Below are 15,634 nucleotides of genomic sequence, written 5' to 3'. Positions count from 1 at the left end.
GCCTCGCTGTATACGTGTTGAACTGCGCTTTTGCGCTTCCGTCCGTTCCGCCGCCGTTCACCTCGCGAGCGCTCTCGCAGGGCCGCTCGAAGGGCTGTTTCCGGTCAGCGTTCGACCGGCAGCCCGCGCGGCTCCTTCACCCGCTTCATGATGATCTGCGAGTTCACCTCGGTGACCCCCGCGAGCGTCGTGAGCCGCTCGATCCACAGCCGCTCGTACGCCGCGAGGTCGGCGACCGCGATCCGCAGCAGACAGCCGGGGCTGCCGAAGAGCCGATACGCCTCGATCACGTCCGGGATGTCCTGGAGCGCCTCCTCGAACGCCTCCACGGTCTCCCGGTCCCGCTTCACCTCCACCGACACGAGCACCTCGAAGCCGCGCCCGACCGCCTCCGGGGCGATCACCGCGCGATAGCCCTGGATCACGCCGTCCTGCTCCAGCTGGCGCACCCGGCGCAGGCAGGGGGAGGGGCTGAGGCCCACGCGCTGGGCGAGCTCCTGGTTGCTCAGTCGGCCGTCCTGCTGGAGCTCGCGCAAGATATGGAGATCGATCCTGTCCATGGCGCAATTATCCACCACGCCTGAAACAAATGTGGGGTGACTTCGCAATCGCGTAGCGCGACCCTTGACCTATCGTTGCCGCGCACCCCAGGGAAGGACAGCACTCTCATGAAGTGGACGCGCGACGACCGGCAGCGCCGCATCGTGGTCATCAGCACCGGCGGCACCATCGCCAGCCGCTGGACCGGCAACGGATACGCCGCCGACGCCTCCGGCGACGACGTCGTCGCGACGGCCGCCGTCCCCGAGAACATACGCGTCGAGGTCGTCGACCTGTTCAACGTGAACAGCTCCCGGATGACCACCGACCGCCAGCTGGCCCTGCTGCGCACCGTCCACGAGACGCTCGCCGACCCCGGCGTCGACGGCATCGTCGTCACTCACGGCACCGACACCCTGGAGGAGTCGGCCTTCTTCCTGGACCTGCACCACGCGGACCCGCGCCCGGTCGTCTTCACCGGCGCCCAGCGCCCCTTCGGTACGGGCGACGGCGACGGCCCCGCCAACCTCTACGACGCGCTCCAGGTCGCCGCCACCGTCCACGGCCTCGGCGTCCTCGTCGTCTTCGACGGCCTGGTCCACGCCGCCCGCGGCACCGTGAAGACCCGGACGCTCGCCGCCGACCCCTTCGCCGACCCGTCCGGCGAGCGTGTCGGCCGCCTCGGCTTCGGCCAGGTCGACATCGAGCGCGAGCCCGAGCGCCCGGCGCCGCTCCCGCTGCCCGTCGACGGTGCCCCGGCACCCCGCGTCGACATCATCACCCACCACTCCGACGCCGACCCCGTGCTCTTCGACGCGGCGGTCGCCGCCGGCGCCCGCGGCATCGTCCTCGTCGGCACCGGCGCCGGCAACGCCACCCCCGAGATAGCCGAGGCCGTCGCCCGCGCCGTCGACCAGGGCGTCCACGTCGTCCTCTCCACCCGCGTCGCCTCCGGCCCGGTCGCCGAGGTCTACACGGGCGGCGGCGCCGTCGACCTGGCCGCCGCCGGCGCGGTCCTGGCCGGCACCCTGCGCCCCGGCCAGGCCCGCATAGCCCTGCTCGCGGCCCTGCTCGCCGACACGACCTCGCCGGAGCGCCGCACCGCCCTGCTGCGCACCCTCCTCGAAGGCCCGGTCCGCCCCGAGCCCGCACTCGCCGCCGCCCACTGACCGGCGCCCGCCAGGCGTGCGTCGCCGTCACCGACCGGCGCCCGCCCCGGGCCCGCGCGCGTCGCCGTCACTGACCGGCCGTCCGCCAGACGATCGCCGCCGCCGGCCGGGCACCCGCCTCGGGAAGCCCGCGCCGGCCGCGCCCACCGATCGGCCGCCCGGGCACGCCCGTCAGGCAGGCGCCCGCTCCCGCTGCGCGCCTGTCCGCGCGGCGCGCCACACAGGCCGACCCGCCGCTCCCGTGGCGCGCCTGTCTCCGTGGCGCGTCGCCTCTCGATTCACCCGGCCCTCTCACCCCGCCCCCCACCACGCCGCCCCTCCCACGCGTAAGGCGCCCATCACCGTGATCCCCGCACAGCAGCAGAACACCGACACCGAGCAGCCCGTCCGCCGCGAGCACGACCTGCTCGGCGACCGGGACGTCCCCGCCGAGGCGTACTGGGGGGTGCACACGCTGCGCGCCACGGAGAACTTCGCCATCACCGGCACCCCGATCTCCGTCTACCCGCTGCTCATCGACGCGCTCGCCGCCGTGAAGGAGGCCGCCGCCCTCGCCAACGAGGAGCTCGGCCTGCTGCCCGCCGCCAAGGCGGACGCCATCGTCGCCGCCTGCCGCGAGATCCGGGACGGCGCGCTGCACGAGCAGTTCGTCGTCGACGTCGTCCAGGGCGGCGCGGGCACCTCGACCAACATGAACGCCAACGAGGTCGTCGCCAACCGGGCCCTCGAACTCCTCGGCCACGCCAAGGGCGACTACGCGCACCTGCACCCCAACGAGGACGTCAACCTCGGCCAGTCGACGAACGACGTCTACCCGACCGCCATCCGCATCGCCGCCATCGGCGCGGCCCGCGAACTGCTGCGCGCGATGGCCGTCCTCCAGGACGCCTTCGCCGAGAAGGCCGTCGAGTTCGGCGGCGTGGTCAAGATGGGCCGCACCCAGCTCCAGGACGCCGTGCCCATGACGCTGGGCCAGGAGTTCTCCACGTACGCCGTGATGCTGGAGGAGGACCGCGGCCGCCTCGCCGAGGCGGTTGAGCTGATCCACGAGATCAACCTCGGCGCCACCGCCATCGGCACCGGCCTCAACGCCGCCCCCGGCTACGCCGAGACGGCCCGCCGCCACCTCGCCGGCATCACCGGCCTGCCCCTGGTCACCTCCGCCAACCTGGTCGAGGCCACCCAGGACTGCGGCGCCTTCGTGCAGCTCTCCGGTGTCCTCAAGCGGATCGCCGTGAAGCTCTCGAAGACCTGCAACGACCTCCGGCTGCTCTCCTCCGGCCCGCGCGCCGGCCTCGGCGAGATCAACCTGCCGCCCGTGCAGGCCGGTTCGAGCATCATGCCCGGCAAGGTCAACCCGGTCATCCCCGAGGTCGTCAACCAGGTCGCCTTCGAGGTCATCGGCAACGACATGACCATCACCATGGCGGCCGAGGGCGGCCAGCTCCAGCTCAACGCCTTCGAACCGGTCATCTTCCACGCCCTGTCGAAGAGCCTGACGTCCCTGAAGGCGGCGTGCCTCACGCTCGCCGAGCGCTGCGTCACCGGCATCACCGCCAACGTCGACGCCCTGCGCGCGAGCGTCGAGAACTCCATCGGCCTCGCCACGGCCCTCAACCCCCACCTCGGCTACACGGCGGCCACCGCCATCGCCCAGGAGGCCCTCGCCACCGGCCGCTCGGTCGCCGAACTCACCCTGGAGAAGGGCCTGCTCCCGCCCGAGCGGCTCGCCGAGCTCCTCACCCCCGAGCACCTGACGGGCGCGTCGGGCGAGCTCGGTGGCGTACTCGGCTCCTGATCGCCTGATCGCCCGATCGTCCGCTCACGTCCCCGGCGCCCTCGGCACCGCGAAGTTGAACTCCGCGGTGCCGAACGTGCCGTACAGCCGCAGCCACAGCGGCAGCACCAGCTCGGTGCCGCGGGCCGCCGTCAGGTCGCCGAGGTCGAGGATCCGGCCATCCGGCCAGCCGAAGGACCGCAGCAGGTCCGTGACCACGGTCCGGGCCGCCGGGTCGTCGCCGCAGACGAAGACGACGTGCTCGCCCGGCACCCGGGCCGGGTCCGTCATCACCGTGTTGCTCATGGTGTTGAGCGTCTTCACCACCCGGGCGGCGGGGAAGGCCCGCTGGATCTGCTCGGCCACGCTGCCGCCGTCCGGGGTGACCACCCGCGGCGGCATCCCCTGCGAGAAGTCCAGCGGGTTCGACACGTCGACGAGCACCTTGCCCGCCAGGTTCTCCGCGCCCGCCGACTCGAGCGCCGCCAGCGACACCAGACCGCCGGTCGCGTTCACCACCAGCTCCGCGCCGCCCGCGGCCGCCGCGAACGTGCCGTGGGCGGCCCGGTGCCGCGCCGCCCACTCCGTGGCGCCCGGATGGTCCGGGGAGCGCGACCCGAGCGTCACCTGATGGCCGAGTTCGACCAGCTTGCCGCCGAGCCGCCGGCCGACCTCGCCGGTGCCGAGTACGGCGATCCTCATGGGCGTGCTCCTTCGCAGGGCTCAAGTCCGAGTGCGGTGAAGCCGACATTCTTACCGATATCAGGACAAAGTCGGTATGAATCACTCGTGGAGTCGCCCGCATGCCGAGCACCACCGTCGCACCCGTCGCACCCGTTGTGCCCGTCATCGCCACCGTCGAGGACCTCGATCGCGAGGCCGCGGCCTTCCTGGAGACGGCGGCCTGGCAGGAGATGACGGCCCGCTGGGCAGAGCTGCCGGAACCGGTACGGGACGAACCCGTCGCCCCCGACTGGCGGCGGCTGCTCTCGGTCCCCGTCGACCGTCTCGTCGCCGAGGCCCTCGCCACCCTCGACGCCCGCCCCGCGCCCCCGCCCGCCGAACGGCCGCTCCCGGGCCGGCTCGGCGCCATGCTGCCCGACCGGCTGCACATGTGGCGCCGCATCGGCAGCCCCGACGTGCGCCCCTCGGTCCATCTCGCACACGCCCGGCGCGTCCTCGCCGAATGGGGCTGGCAGAACACCCCGTACAAGCTCCGCGACATCCGCGGCGCCCGCTGCGTCTGCGGCGCGATGCTGACCGCCCACCGGCTCGGCCACGGCAGCGCCGCCACCCTCAACGAGGCCGGTGCCTGGATGCTCGAAGAGCTCCGCTCCCGCGGCTGGCACGACCTCATCGGCCCCTGGAACCGCGCCCCGGGCCGGACCGCCGAGGACGCGCTCGCTCTCGTGGACGCCACCATCCGCCGCGCGGCCCGGGCGGGCCGTTAGCCCGTCCGGCGGTTCGGGGTCGGACAGGCCCCGCGCGGCGCGGGCGCCGGCTCGTCGAGGCGCTGCGCGACACCCCGCTGATCAGCGAGGGATACCTGGAGTTCGGCGAGGTCTTCCTCGGCGTCCAGGACGGCTTCCAGGAGTACGAGGACACGCTCGCCGAGCAGGCGCGCTCAGGAGCCCGCGCATGACGGTCGTTCCGTGCGTCAGCGTCCGCTCGTGACCGTCGCGGGCTCCCACACGAAGCCGTCCGGGTCCGTGAACGAACCGCCGTCGCCGCCCAGCGCGATCCGGTGGGACCCGGAGCCGTCGGCCGGGACGGCGACGTCCTTGGCGAGCGCCCGGCGGCCGTACAGGGCGAGCGTGACGGCGCCCTCGGCGCCGGCGAACTCGACGTACTTGCGGCCGAAGCTCTTGGCGACGGTGAGGCCCTGCTCCACGTAGAACTGCTTGGTGGCGGCCACGTCCGTCGCGCCGAGCAGGAGCACGACCCGGTCGACCCGCCCGGTCGCGGGGCCGGTGTCCTTCTTCTCCGAGGAGGCGAACTTCCAGATCGTCCCGTCCGGCGTCCGGACGACACCGCCGTAGCCCCAGAAGGACTTGGCGGCGGGCTTCAGGGCGGTCGCCCCGGCGTCGAGGGCGGCGTCGACCAGGGCGCGGACGTCGGCCGGCCGGTCCACGGTGAGGGAGACCGCGAAGCCGCGGAAGCCGTCCGAAGGCTCGTCCGTGGCGGGGCGCAGGCGCACATGGGCGCCGAGGCCGGAGGCGGCGTAGAAGCGTTCGGCGGCCGTCAGGTCGGCCACTTCGAGGGTGAGGTGCGTGAGTGAGGTCATGACGATCACGCTAGGTCCGGCGGGCCGGCCGGCGCTTCTCGAATCCTGACCGATCGGCTCCGGCCGAGGACGACCGGACCGGAGCGGCGACGGCCCGCGGACTACCCTGGGTCTATGGGCGGCGGCGGTCTGACCGGACTGTTCCTCTGCGGAGACGTGATGCTCGGCCGGGGGATCGACCAGATCCTTCCCCGTCCCGTCGACCCCGCCCTCACCGAGCGGTACGTGCGGGACGCCCGCGACTACGTGACCCTCGCCGAAGCCGTCTCCGGGCCCGTGCCCCGGCAGGTGGCCCCCGGCTATCCCTGGGGCGAGGCGCTCGGTCTGATCGACGCGGCCCGCCCCGACGCGCGGGTGGTCAACCTGGAGACCTCGGTGACCCGCCACGGCGTGCCCTTCCCCGGGAAGGCCGTGCACTACCGGATGGCGCCGGAGAACCTGGCCGCGCTCGGCGTCGTACGGCCCGATGTCGTCGTCCTCGCCAACAACCACACGCTCGACTACGGCCGGCGCGGTCTCGACGACACCCTCGACGCGCTGGCCGCCGCAGGGCTGCGCACCGCGGGCGCCGGGCGGGACGCCGAGGAGGCCCGGCGGCCCGCCGTCGTGCCGCTGCCCGGCGGGCGCCGGCTGCTCGTCCACGCGCTCGGCCTCGCCTCCAGCGGCGTGCCGCGCGACTGGGCGGCGACCGCGCGGCGCGGCGGGGTGCACTACGGCGCCGGGCCGCACGGCGAGGCCGCGGCCCGGCTCACCGCCCGGCTGCGGGCGGAACGGCGGCCCGGCGACCTGGTCGTGGTCTCGGTCCACTGGGGCTCCAACTGGGGTTACGCCCCCGACCGCGCCGAGGTCTCCTTCGCCCACGCCCTGGTCGACGCGGGCGCCGACATCGTGCACGGCCACTCCTCGCACCACCCGCGGCCCCTGGAGGCGTACCGGGGCAGGCTCGTCCTCCACGGCTGCGGCGACCTCGTCAACGACTACGAGGGCATCAGCGGACAGGAGCGCTACCGCGACGACCTGCGGCTCCTCTACCTCGTCACCGTCCACGACGAGGACGGCGCGCTGGCGGAGGTGCGGCTCGTGCCGCTGCGCAGCCGCCGACTGCGCCTGGAACGGGCCCCGGAGGCGGACGCGCGGTGGCTCCACGACGTGCTCGGCCGGATCAGCCGCCCGTACGGCATGCGGATCGATCCCGCCGACGGCAGCGACGGCGGACCGGCCCTGACGGCCCGGCCCGTGTGACGGCCCGCCGGGCCGGGCGCGCGGGCGACGGGCAGGAAGGCGAGCAGGACATGTACTTCACCGACCGCACAGACGCCGGCAGGCAGCTCGCCGCCCGGCTCACCGGCCTCAAGGGCCAGGACCTGGTGGTCCTCGGGCTGCCCCGCGGCGGAGTGCCCGTCGCCGCCGAGGTCGCCGACGCGCTCGGAGCGCCCCTCGACATCTGTCTCGTACGGAAACTGGGCGTGCCCTACCAGCCCGAGCTGGCCATGGGCGCGATCGGCGAGGGCGGCGTCCGGGTCCTCAACGAGCACGTGATCACCCAGACCGGCGTCTCCGACCGCGACCTCGCCGCGGCCGAGGCGCGCGAACGGGCCGTCCTGGAGGAGCGGATGCGGCGCTACCGGGGCGACCGCGCCCCCGCCGACATCACCGGCCGCACGGCGGTCGTGGTCGACGACGGCTTCGCCACCGGCGCGACCGCGCTCGCCGCCTGCCAGGTGGTGCGGGCCCGGGGCGCCGCCCGGCTCGTCCTCGCGGTGCCGGTGGCGCCGGCCGGGTGGTCCGACCGGGTGGCGCGCGTGGCGGACGAGGCGTACTGCGTGCACGAGCCGGCGGACTTCTACGCCATCGGCCAGTTCTACCGGGACTTCGCGCAGACCGCGGACGAGGAGGTCGTGGCCGCGCTGCGGCTGCGGCGCGGGGCACGCGGGGAGGACAGCGAGGTACGGATCCGGCTCGGCGGCCTGGAGGTCGGCGGGCACCTGAGCGTGCCCGAGAGCGCCACGGGCGTGGTGCTCTTCGCCCACGGCAGCGGCAGCAGCCGGCACAGCCCGCGCAACCGGGCCGTCGCCGGGGCCCTGGGCCGCGCCGGGCTCGGCACGCTCCTCTTCGACCTGCTGACCGAGGACGAGGCCGCCGACCGGGCCAACGTCTTCGACACCCCGCTGCTCGCCGAGCGGCTCACGCAGGCCGCCGACTGGCTGGCCGCCCGCCCCGGCACCGGGGCGCTGCGCACCGGCTACTTCGGGGCCAGCACGGGCGCCGCCGCCGCGCTGTGGGCCGCCGCCGAGCCCGGCAGCACGGTCGCCGCCGTCGTCTCCCGCGGCGGCCGCCCCGACCTCGCGGCCGAGCGCCTGCCCGCGGTCACCGCGCCGACCCTGCTCATCGTCGGCGGCGCCGACTCCCTGGTCCTCGACCTCAACCGGCAGGCCGAACGCCTGCTGCGGTGCGAACACCGCCTGGTCACGGTCGCGGGCGCCGGCCATCTCTTCGAGGAGCCGGGCGCCCTGGAGGAGGTGGGCACGCTGGCGGCGGCGTGGTTCGCCGACCGGCTCTGATCAGGCCCCGGACGCTCCGACGATCCGGTCGACCGCAGCCGCGATCAGGGCGTCGCGCTCCTCCTCGGAGTAGACGCCCGGCAGCGTGAGCTGTTCCACGATCAGCCAGTTGAAGGCGAGCATCAGCAGCTTGACGGCGGTCGCGTCGCCCGGCAGGCCGGAGCTCTCGTGGTACGTCACGTTGGCGTCGACGTCGGCGCGGACGCGCTCGGTGAGGACGGCGCGGAGCTCCGGGCGGCGGGTGGCCTCCAGGCGGAGTTCGAGGAGGGCGAGATAGCCGGTGCGGAAGGCGCTGACGCGGCCGACGAGTTCGCGCATCAGCCGGGTGTACGTCTCCCGGTCGGGGCTCGCCGTCCGCTGCCGCGCGATCGTCTCCTCGTCGGGCTGCAGCCGCTCGTACACCCGGGCGCCGGCCTGGGTGAGCAGGTCGTCGCGGTTGGCGAAGTAGTTGGACGCGGTGCCGGGCGGGACGGCCGCCTCCGTGTCCACGGCCCGGAACGTGAGCCCCCGGGCGCCCTCTCGGGCGAGCACCTCGATCGCCGCGTCGACGAGCGCCGCCCGGCGCTCCGGGTTCCTGCGCGCCACCGTCATCACTCCCGTCGCCGGACAGCACAAGTACTCCAAGGAGAGTACTACGGACGGAGTGGGAGCCCTCGCGGTGTCACCAGGCCAGATCCTCCAGTGCGTCCGGATCGACGAACGGACCCCCGAGCTCCTCGCCCGGGCCGTCCGGGGAGACCGGCAGCTCGGCCCAGATCGTCTTGCCGCGGCGGGCGTAGCGAGTGCCCCACCGCTGCGCGAACTGGGCCACCAGGAACAGGCCGCGGCCGCCCTCGTCGGTGTCCGTGGCGTGCCGCAGGTGCGGCGAGGTGCTGCTGCCGTCGGACACCTCGCAGATGAGCACCCGGTCGTGGATCAGCCGGACCCGCACCGGCGGCCGGCCGTACCGGATCGCGTTCGTGATCAGCTCGCTGAGCACCAGTTCCGCGGTGAACCCCACGTCCTCCAGGCCCCAGGAGCGCAGCCGCGCCGCGGCCTGCGTGCGTACCGGGGAGACCGCCGACGGATCGCTCGGCACCTCCCACTCCGCGATCTGGTCCGGCTCGATCCGCCGGGCGCTGGCGACGAGCAGCGCGATGTCGTCGTCCGGCACCGGGAGGAGCAGGGTGGTGAGGACGTCGGCGCAGGTCTGCTCCGGGGAGCGGTTCGGTCGCGCCAGCGTCTTGCGCAGCAGCGCGAGCCCGGTGTCGTAGTCCCGGTGGCGGTCCTCCAGGAGGCCGTCGGTGAACAGCACCAGCTTGCTGCCCGGCTCCAGCTTCAGCCGCGTCGACGCGAACGGGCGGTCGCCGAGCCCGAGCCCCAGCGGCAGCCCGGCCGGCACCGCCGGGAACTCCACGCTCCCGTCCGGCCGCACCAGGGCCGGCCCCGGATGGCCGGCGCTCGCCATCGTGCAGGCGCCGGACGTCGGGTCGTAGATCACGTACAGACAGGTCGCGCCCGCCGTGCCCTCGACCCCGCCGTCCCCGTCGCCCTCGGCGCCGTTCTCCCCGCCCGGTTCGGTCTCCTCGCCGAGCCGGTCGATCAGCTCGTCCAGATGGCCGAGCAGCTCGTCCGGTGGCAGGTCGAGCGTCGAGAAGTTCGCCACCGCCGTGCGCAGCCGGCCCATCGTCGCCGCCGCGTGCAGCCCGTGCCCCACCACGTCCCCGACCACCAGCGCGACCCGCGCCCCCGGCAGCGGGATCACGTCGAACCAGTCGCCGCCCACGCCGGCCTTCGCCGGCAGATAGCGGAAGGCGACCCTCATCGCGTTCTGCTCCGGCAGCACCCGCGGCAGCAGACTGCGCTGCAGCGTCACCGCCATCGAGTGCTCGCGGGTGAACCGCCGCGCGTTGTCGATCGCCAGGGCGGCCCGCGCCGCCAGCTCCTCCGCGAACGACAGGTCCTCCTCGCCGAACGGCTCCGGGGTGTCCGTCCCGCGCCAGAAGTTGGCCATCCCGAGCACCACCCCGCGGGCGAGCAGCGGCACCGTGAGCAGCGAGTGCAGCCCGTACGCGAGCGCCTGCGCCGCGCCCTCCGGGTCCTGCTCCCGCCAGCCCTGCGCGGCGGCCAGGTCCGGCTGGATCACCGCCCGCCCCTCGTCGAGCGCGGAGGCCATCGGCGTGGTCGGCACCACGAACCGGATCAGGTCGCCCACCGGCTGCAGCGGCGTCTCCGGCCGCACCCCGCTCAGCGCCGTCCGCCGCATCTCGGTGAACGAGCCCGAGGGCTCCTCGCCCCGCACCACCGGGTCGAGCAGCTCCACCGTCACGTAGTCGGCGAACCGCGGTACCGCCACCTCGGACAGCTCCTCCGCCGTCCGTACGACGTCCAGCGTCGTCCCGATCCGCGTCCCCGCCTCGTACAGCAGCCGCAGCCGGCCCCGCGCCACCTCGGCCCGGCCGGTCAAAGCGGCCAGCTCGGTCGTGTCGCGCATCGTCATGACGACGCCGCCGTCGGCCGCGCCGTCCCCGGTCGGCCGGACGTTCACCGCGAGCAGCCGGTCCCCGGCCGGGTGCACCTCGTCCGTCACGGCCTGCCCGGACAGCAGCAGATGGGTGGTGCGCGGATCGAGACCCAGCTCCTGGACGTGCAGCCGCTCCGCGTCCGGTGGCAGTTTGAGCAGCCGGCGCGCCTCGTCGTTGGCGAGCAGCAGCCGCCCGTCGCCCGCGATGATGACGACGCCCTCCTTCACCGAGTGCAGCACCGCCTCGTGGTGCTCCTTCAGCCGGGTCATCTCCGCCGGGCCGAGGCCGTGCGTCTGCCGCCGCAGCCGGGCGCTCACCAGCGCCGTGCCGCCGACCGCGGCCGCCACGCCGATCGCGGCCGCGCCGAGCAGCAGCGGCAGCCGGCCCTGCACGGCCTGGCCGACGGTCTCGACCTCGATGCCGCTGCTCACCATGCCGACCACGGTCCCCTTGGCGTCCCGGACGGGCACGACGGCGCGCACGGCGTCCTTCGGGGCCCCGTGGTAGATCTCGGTGAACGACTCGCCGTTGCGCGCCCGCCCGATGTCACCGCTGGCCCGCTGCCCGATGAGCGACGGGTCGGAGTCGGTGTAGCGGGCGCCGTCCGGGGCGAGCACGGCGACGAAGTCGATGCCGGAGCCGGCCCTGGCCGCCTCCGCGCGCGGCTGGAGCACCGCCGTCGGATCAGGCGAGCGCAGCGCCTCCGCGATCCCGGGCGCGTGGGCGAACGCCTCGGCGACGGCGAGCGAGCGGTTGCGGGCGTCGCGCTCGCTGTCGTACTGGCCCTGGAGGACGAGCGCCAGCGCGGCGGCGGCGACGATCAGCAGGGCGATGAGCGCCTGCAGCGCGAAGACCTGCCCCGCCACGCTCCGCAGCCCGGAGGGCCGCCGCCGCCTGCCACCGGCCGACCGGTCCGCGCCTCGCGCCACACCGCGCTCCTTCCCGCCCGAGGGCCTCTCCGGCGGCTCATGGCCGGGGCCGCGCCGCAGGGGCTTCCTTCCATGCTGCCCCCGCCGCCCCGGGCAGGGGAAACGGGGACGGGCACGGAGGGCGACCGGGAGTGCGCGGGACACGCGGCGGAGGGAGGCGGACGGAGCCCGGGCGGGAAGGCGGGACGGTGGCGGGCGTGGGCTGTCAGGCCCGCCGGGTGGCCGCCTGCGCGATGCGGGCGAGCGTCGTGCGCATTCCGTGCCGGTTGACGGCGATCCGCCGTTCGGGGGAGGTGCCCGCGAAGACGGTGCCCAGGAGCGTCGTCAGCTTCGAGCCGCGGCCGGTGCGCAGGTCGTGCCAGCTCTCCGTGATCCGGGTTCCGGTTCCGTCCGCCTCGAAGCGGTAGCCCCAGCGGGCGATCGGCAGCCCGAAGACGCCGACGTCGAAGACGAACTCCTCGCCGGGGCGGGCCGTGGTGACCCGGCCGGTGGTGAACCAGAGGAAGAGGCCGCGCTTGTTCAGACCGACGAACCGGGTGCCGGTGCGCACCGGCGGCCGCGCCACCAGGACCTGCCGGCACTCGGGGCTCCAGCGGCCCATGTTCCGCAGGTCGGCCACCAGGCCGTACAGGGCGGCCGGATCCACGCCCTCCACCCGTACCGACTCCTCCAGACTCCACTGCCGTGCCACGTCCGCTCCCCTCGGTCTGTCCCGCTCCGTTGTGTTACCGGCGGGTACGTTAGTCGACCGAAGGCCCTGTGCGCGGGGCGTCCCGCCGGATACGGTGGAGAGAAGATCGTTTCGCCGGCCGCGCCGGGCCACACCCCGGGCCTCGCGCAGGCCGACTCCGTACGCCGGAAGGAAACAGCATGTCGGTCACCGCCGACCTCCCCGCGCCCGAGTCCGCGCCCGCGCTCGAGGTCCTCGTCCACACCGAGGGCCGCGCCGGATTCCTCACCCTCAACCGGCCCCGGGCCATCAACGCCCTCACCCACGCGATGGTGCGCCGCATCGACGGGGCGCTCACCGCCTGGGAGCACGACCCGGCCGTCGAGACGGTCGTCATCCGGGGCGCGGGGGAGCGGGGCCTGTGCGCCGGCGGCGACATCCGCGCCATCCACGACGACGCCCGCGCGGGCGGCACCGCCACTCCGGACTTCTGGCGCGACGAGTACCGGCTCAACGCCCGGATCGCCCGCTACCCCAAGCCGTACGTGGCGTTCATGGACGGCATCGTCATGGGCGGCGGCGTCGGCGTCTCCGCACACGGCTCGCTCCGGATCGTCACCGAACGCTCCCGGATCGCCATGCCGGAGACCGGCATCGGCTTCGTACCGGACGTCGGCGGCACGTATCTGCTCAGCCGCGCGCCCGGCGAACTCGGCACCCACCTCGCCCTGACCGGCGCGCAGGCCGGCGCCGCCGACGCGATCCTCGCGGGCCTCGCCGACCACTACGTGCCCTCCGCCGGCCTGCCCGCGCTCGCCGACGCCCTCACCCGCGAAGCCGCCACCGAAGCCGTCGCCCGCTTCGCCCGGCCGGCCCCGCCCGGCGAACTCGCCGAGCGGCGTGCCTGGATCGACGCCTGCTACGCGGAGACCGACGGCATCGACACCGTCGAAGCCGTCGTCGGACGCCTCACCGACTCCGGCGTCCCCGAGGCCAAGGAGACCGCGACCGTCCTCCTCACCCGCTCGCCCACCGCCCTCAAGGCCACCCTGAAGGCCCTCCGCCGCGCCCGCGCCGAGGCCGATCTGGAAGCGGTCCTGAACACGGAGTTCCGGCTCTCCTGCGCCGCGCTCGCCTCGCCCGACCTCGTCGAGGGCATCCGCGCCCAGGTCGTCGACAAGGACCGCGACCCGCACTGGAGCCCGGCCACGCTCGCCGAGGTGACCGAGCAGGACACCGAACGCTGGTTCGCGCCGCGCGCGCAGGGGGAGCTGGGGCTGAGGGCGCCCGGGCAATAAGAGCCATCGGCTGCGCCGGGGCGCCTCGGACGCCTGGCGCCAGACGCCGCGCTTCTCGGACGCCTGGCGCCGGATGCCGCGCTTCTCGGGCGCCCGGTGCCGGACGACGCGCTCCTCAGGCGCCCGGCACCTCGTCCAGCGTGAAGAGGCCGCCCTGCGGGTCGCGCACCGTCGCCCGCTGCCCCGTCGGGGCGCGCCAGCCCTGGTCGGCCTCCGGGACGAGGGAGCCGCCGTGTGCCAGGACGCCGGCGGTCGCCTGCGCCAGATCCGGGACGCGGAAGTGGACCAGCCAGCGCGGACGCAGCTGCGGCTGCGACGAGGCCGCCTCGACCGGGCCGCTGTTGAGCCGGGCCAGCGCCTCGCCGTGGCGGCGCAGCACCACCTGCTCGTCCTCGTAGGCGACCTCGAAGCGCTGCGGCCTGTCACCCCCGTCGTCGATCCACTCGAGGACGCCGCCGTAGAAGACCGCCGCGTCGAAGGCGTTGCGGGTGTGCAGCTCCAGCCAGACCGGGGCGTGGTACTCGCCGAGCCGCCAGCGGGAGGAGATCCGGCCCTCCCAGACGCCGAAGGCCGCGCCCTCCACATCGGTGGCGAGCGCGGCCCGGCCGCGGGGCGGATACGCCACCGGGCCCACGCCGACCGTGCCGCCGCGCTCCTGGATGCGCGCCACCGCCGCGTCCGCGTCGGCGACCGCCCAGAACGAGGTCCACGCCACCGGCACCGCCATCTGCTCGGCCACCTCGCCGATCCCGGCCACCGGGACGCCGTTCCGCTCGGCGACCGAGAAGCCCTGGCCCAGCGGGCCGTGCCGGAACGTCCAGCCGAGGACGGCCCCGTAGAACTCCTCCGCCGCGCCGAGGTCGCGCACCGCCAGACTCAGCCAGCACGGCGCGCCCGGCTCATCCGCGCTCAACGGCACCCGGCTCACCTCACTCACCACCAGTACGGGCCCCCACGGCCACCCTCGCCCGGACGAGCCGGGTTCGCCACTCGCGGGCGCCCGGGGGACGCGCCACCAGTTGACCCCGCCGCAGGGTGTGCTGTGCTGGAGGGGTGGGCGAGACACGCACCTCCGGTCGCGCCCCGGCGCTGCTGCCGGCCCGGGACCTGGCCGTCGCCTGGCTCCTGATGGTCGCCCTCGCGGCCCTCGCCTGGGCCCTGACCGTGGCCCAGGCCCGGGACATGGGAGTGGAACCCGGGACCATGGGCATGGCCGTGCCGCTCTTCCTCGCGCTGTGGCTCGTGATGATGATCGCGATGATGTTCCCGTCCGTCGCGCCCGTCGCCGTCACCTGGGCCAGGGGCATCGCCCGCCAGTCCACCGGACTCGTCCGCGCCGGCCGCACCACCGCCTTCGTCTCCGGCTACCTGGTCGTCTGGACCGCCTTCGGCCTCGTCGCGTACGGGCTGCTCGCCCTGACCGGCGACCTCGTCCAGGACCACCCCGGCGCCGGCCAGTGGATCGGCGCCACGGCGTTCGCGCTCGCCGGTCTGCAACAGCTCGGCCCGCTGAAGAACGTCTGCCTGCGGCACTGCCGCAACCCGATGTCCCAGCTGATCACCTACGCCGGCTACCGCCCCCGCGCCCGCGACTTCCGGGTCGGCATGCACCACGGCATGTACTGCCTGGGCTGCTGCTGGGGCCTGATGATCGTGCTCGTCCCGCTCGGCGTGATGAACGTGGCGGCGATGGCCGCCGTCGCGGGCGTGATCTTCCTGGAGAAACTGTGGCGGCACGGCCCGGCGCTGAGCCGGGTCGCCGGGATCGCCTTCCTCGTCCTCGCCGTCCTCTGCTTCGTCGGCCCGGCGCAGGACTGGCTGCTCCCCGGGCTCACGGCGCCGAGCGCGCCCATGGCCCCGATGGACCACATGAGCGCGCCCTGACGTCTCGTACCCGTCGGA

General features: G+C 74.7%; 14 protein-coding genes. 7 read left to right on the top strand and 7 right to left on the bottom strand.

All coding sequences use genetic code 11. The features are described from left to right. Positions 1-104 precede the first annotated feature (104 nt). On the bottom strand, positions 105-560 hold the full coding sequence (locus tag ACIRSU_RS01370) for an Lrp/AsnC family transcriptional regulator (protein WP_403787953.1): 456 nt from the start codon (positions 558-560) through the stop codon (positions 105-107). Between the two features lie 108 nt (positions 561-668). Between ACIRSU_RS01370 and ACIRSU_RS01365 the strand changes: the two genes are divergently transcribed. After that, positions 669-1,709, top strand: coding sequence for an asparaginase (locus tag ACIRSU_RS01365; RefSeq protein ID WP_403787951.1), 1,041 nt, complete (start codon positions 669-671; stop codon positions 1,707-1,709). 343 nt (positions 1,710-2,052) lie between these two features. Next, positions 2,053-3,507 (top strand): aspartate ammonia-lyase, encoded by a 1,455-nt coding sequence (aspA, locus tag ACIRSU_RS01360; RefSeq protein WP_403787949.1) that lies wholly within the window; start codon positions 2,053-2,055, stop codon positions 3,505-3,507. A gap of 24 nt (positions 3,508-3,531) precedes the next feature. Here the strand turns inward: aspA and ACIRSU_RS01355 are convergent, their stop codons facing one another. Further along, positions 3,532-4,188, bottom strand: a complete 657-nt coding sequence (locus ACIRSU_RS01355) for an NADPH-dependent F420 reductase (protein WP_403787947.1) — start codon at positions 4,186-4,188, stop codon at positions 3,532-3,534. 101 nt (positions 4,189-4,289) lie between these two features. On the opposite strand from ACIRSU_RS01355, the gene ACIRSU_RS01350 reads away from it, so the two are divergent. Further along, a complete protein-coding gene (locus ACIRSU_RS01350) occupies positions 4,290-4,937 on the top strand; it encodes a hypothetical protein (RefSeq protein ID WP_403787945.1) in 648 nt (215 codons plus the stop codon). A gap of 206 nt (positions 4,938-5,143) precedes the next feature. On the opposite strand, the gene ACIRSU_RS01345 is transcribed toward ACIRSU_RS01350, so the two are convergent. Continuing rightward, positions 5,144-5,770: a glyoxalase gene (locus ACIRSU_RS01345; RefSeq protein ID WP_403787943.1), complete on the bottom strand. Its 627-nt coding sequence runs from the start codon at positions 5,768-5,770 to the stop codon at positions 5,144-5,146. Between the two features lie 114 nt (positions 5,771-5,884). On the opposite strand from ACIRSU_RS01345, the gene ACIRSU_RS01340 reads away from it, so the two are divergent. Then, positions 5,885-7,012: a CapA family protein gene (locus tag ACIRSU_RS01340; RefSeq protein WP_403787941.1), complete on the top strand. Its 1,128-nt coding sequence runs from the start codon at positions 5,885-5,887 to the stop codon at positions 7,010-7,012. A gap of 50 nt (positions 7,013-7,062) precedes the next feature. After that, positions 7,063-8,331 carry a phosphoribosyltransferase family protein gene (locus tag ACIRSU_RS01335; RefSeq protein ID WP_403787939.1) on the top strand — a complete coding sequence of 423 codons (1,269 nt, stop codon included), beginning with the start codon at positions 7,063-7,065 and terminating at the stop codon, positions 8,329-8,331. Here ACIRSU_RS01335 and ACIRSU_RS01330 read toward each other — a convergent pair whose 3' ends face one another. The 3 genes from ACIRSU_RS01330 to ACIRSU_RS01320 form a co-directional block, all read right to left on the bottom strand. Then, positions 8,332-8,916 carry a TetR/AcrR family transcriptional regulator gene (locus ACIRSU_RS01330; RefSeq protein ID WP_403787937.1) on the bottom strand — a complete coding sequence of 195 codons (585 nt, stop codon included), beginning with the start codon at positions 8,914-8,916 and terminating at the stop codon, positions 8,332-8,334. 76 nt (positions 8,917-8,992) lie between these two features. Next, the gene (locus ACIRSU_RS01325) at positions 8,993-11,764 is read right to left on the bottom strand and encodes a SpoIIE family protein phosphatase (protein ID WP_403787935.1); all 2,772 of its coding nucleotides are present in this window, start codon (positions 11,762-11,764) and stop codon (positions 8,993-8,995) included. Positions 11,765-11,969: 205 nt separating this feature from the next. Beyond that, positions 11,970-12,455: an SRPBCC family protein gene (locus ACIRSU_RS01320; protein WP_403787933.1), complete on the bottom strand. Its 486-nt coding sequence runs from the start codon at positions 12,453-12,455 to the stop codon at positions 11,970-11,972. Between the two features lie 179 nt (positions 12,456-12,634). Here ACIRSU_RS01320 and ACIRSU_RS01315 point away from each other — a divergent pair, with 179 nt between their 5' ends. Then, positions 12,635-13,732, top strand: coding sequence for an enoyl-CoA hydratase/isomerase family protein (locus tag ACIRSU_RS01315; protein ID WP_403787931.1), 1,098 nt, complete (start codon positions 12,635-12,637; stop codon positions 13,730-13,732). A 115-nt stretch (positions 13,733-13,847) separates the two neighbouring features. Here ACIRSU_RS01315 and ACIRSU_RS01310 read toward each other — a convergent pair whose 3' ends face one another. Further along, positions 13,848-14,651: a VOC family protein gene (locus ACIRSU_RS01310; protein WP_403787929.1), complete on the bottom strand. Its 804-nt coding sequence runs from the start codon at positions 14,649-14,651 to the stop codon at positions 13,848-13,850. Between the two features lie 134 nt (positions 14,652-14,785). Here ACIRSU_RS01310 and ACIRSU_RS01305 point away from each other — a divergent pair, with 134 nt between their 5' ends. Then, positions 14,786-15,616 (top strand): DUF2182 domain-containing protein, encoded by an 831-nt coding sequence (locus ACIRSU_RS01305; protein WP_403787927.1) that lies wholly within the window; start codon positions 14,786-14,788, stop codon positions 15,614-15,616. The last annotated feature ends 18 nt before the right edge of the window (positions 15,617-15,634 follow it).

It is taken from the genome of Streptomyces sp. NPDC101160, assembly GCF_044768205.1.
Lineage (GTDB): Bacteria > Actinomycetota > Actinomycetes > Streptomycetales > Streptomycetaceae > Streptomyces.
The sequence above is the reverse complement of the archived record's forward strand: the minus strand, read 5'-3'. Positions and strand labels throughout refer to the sequence as shown.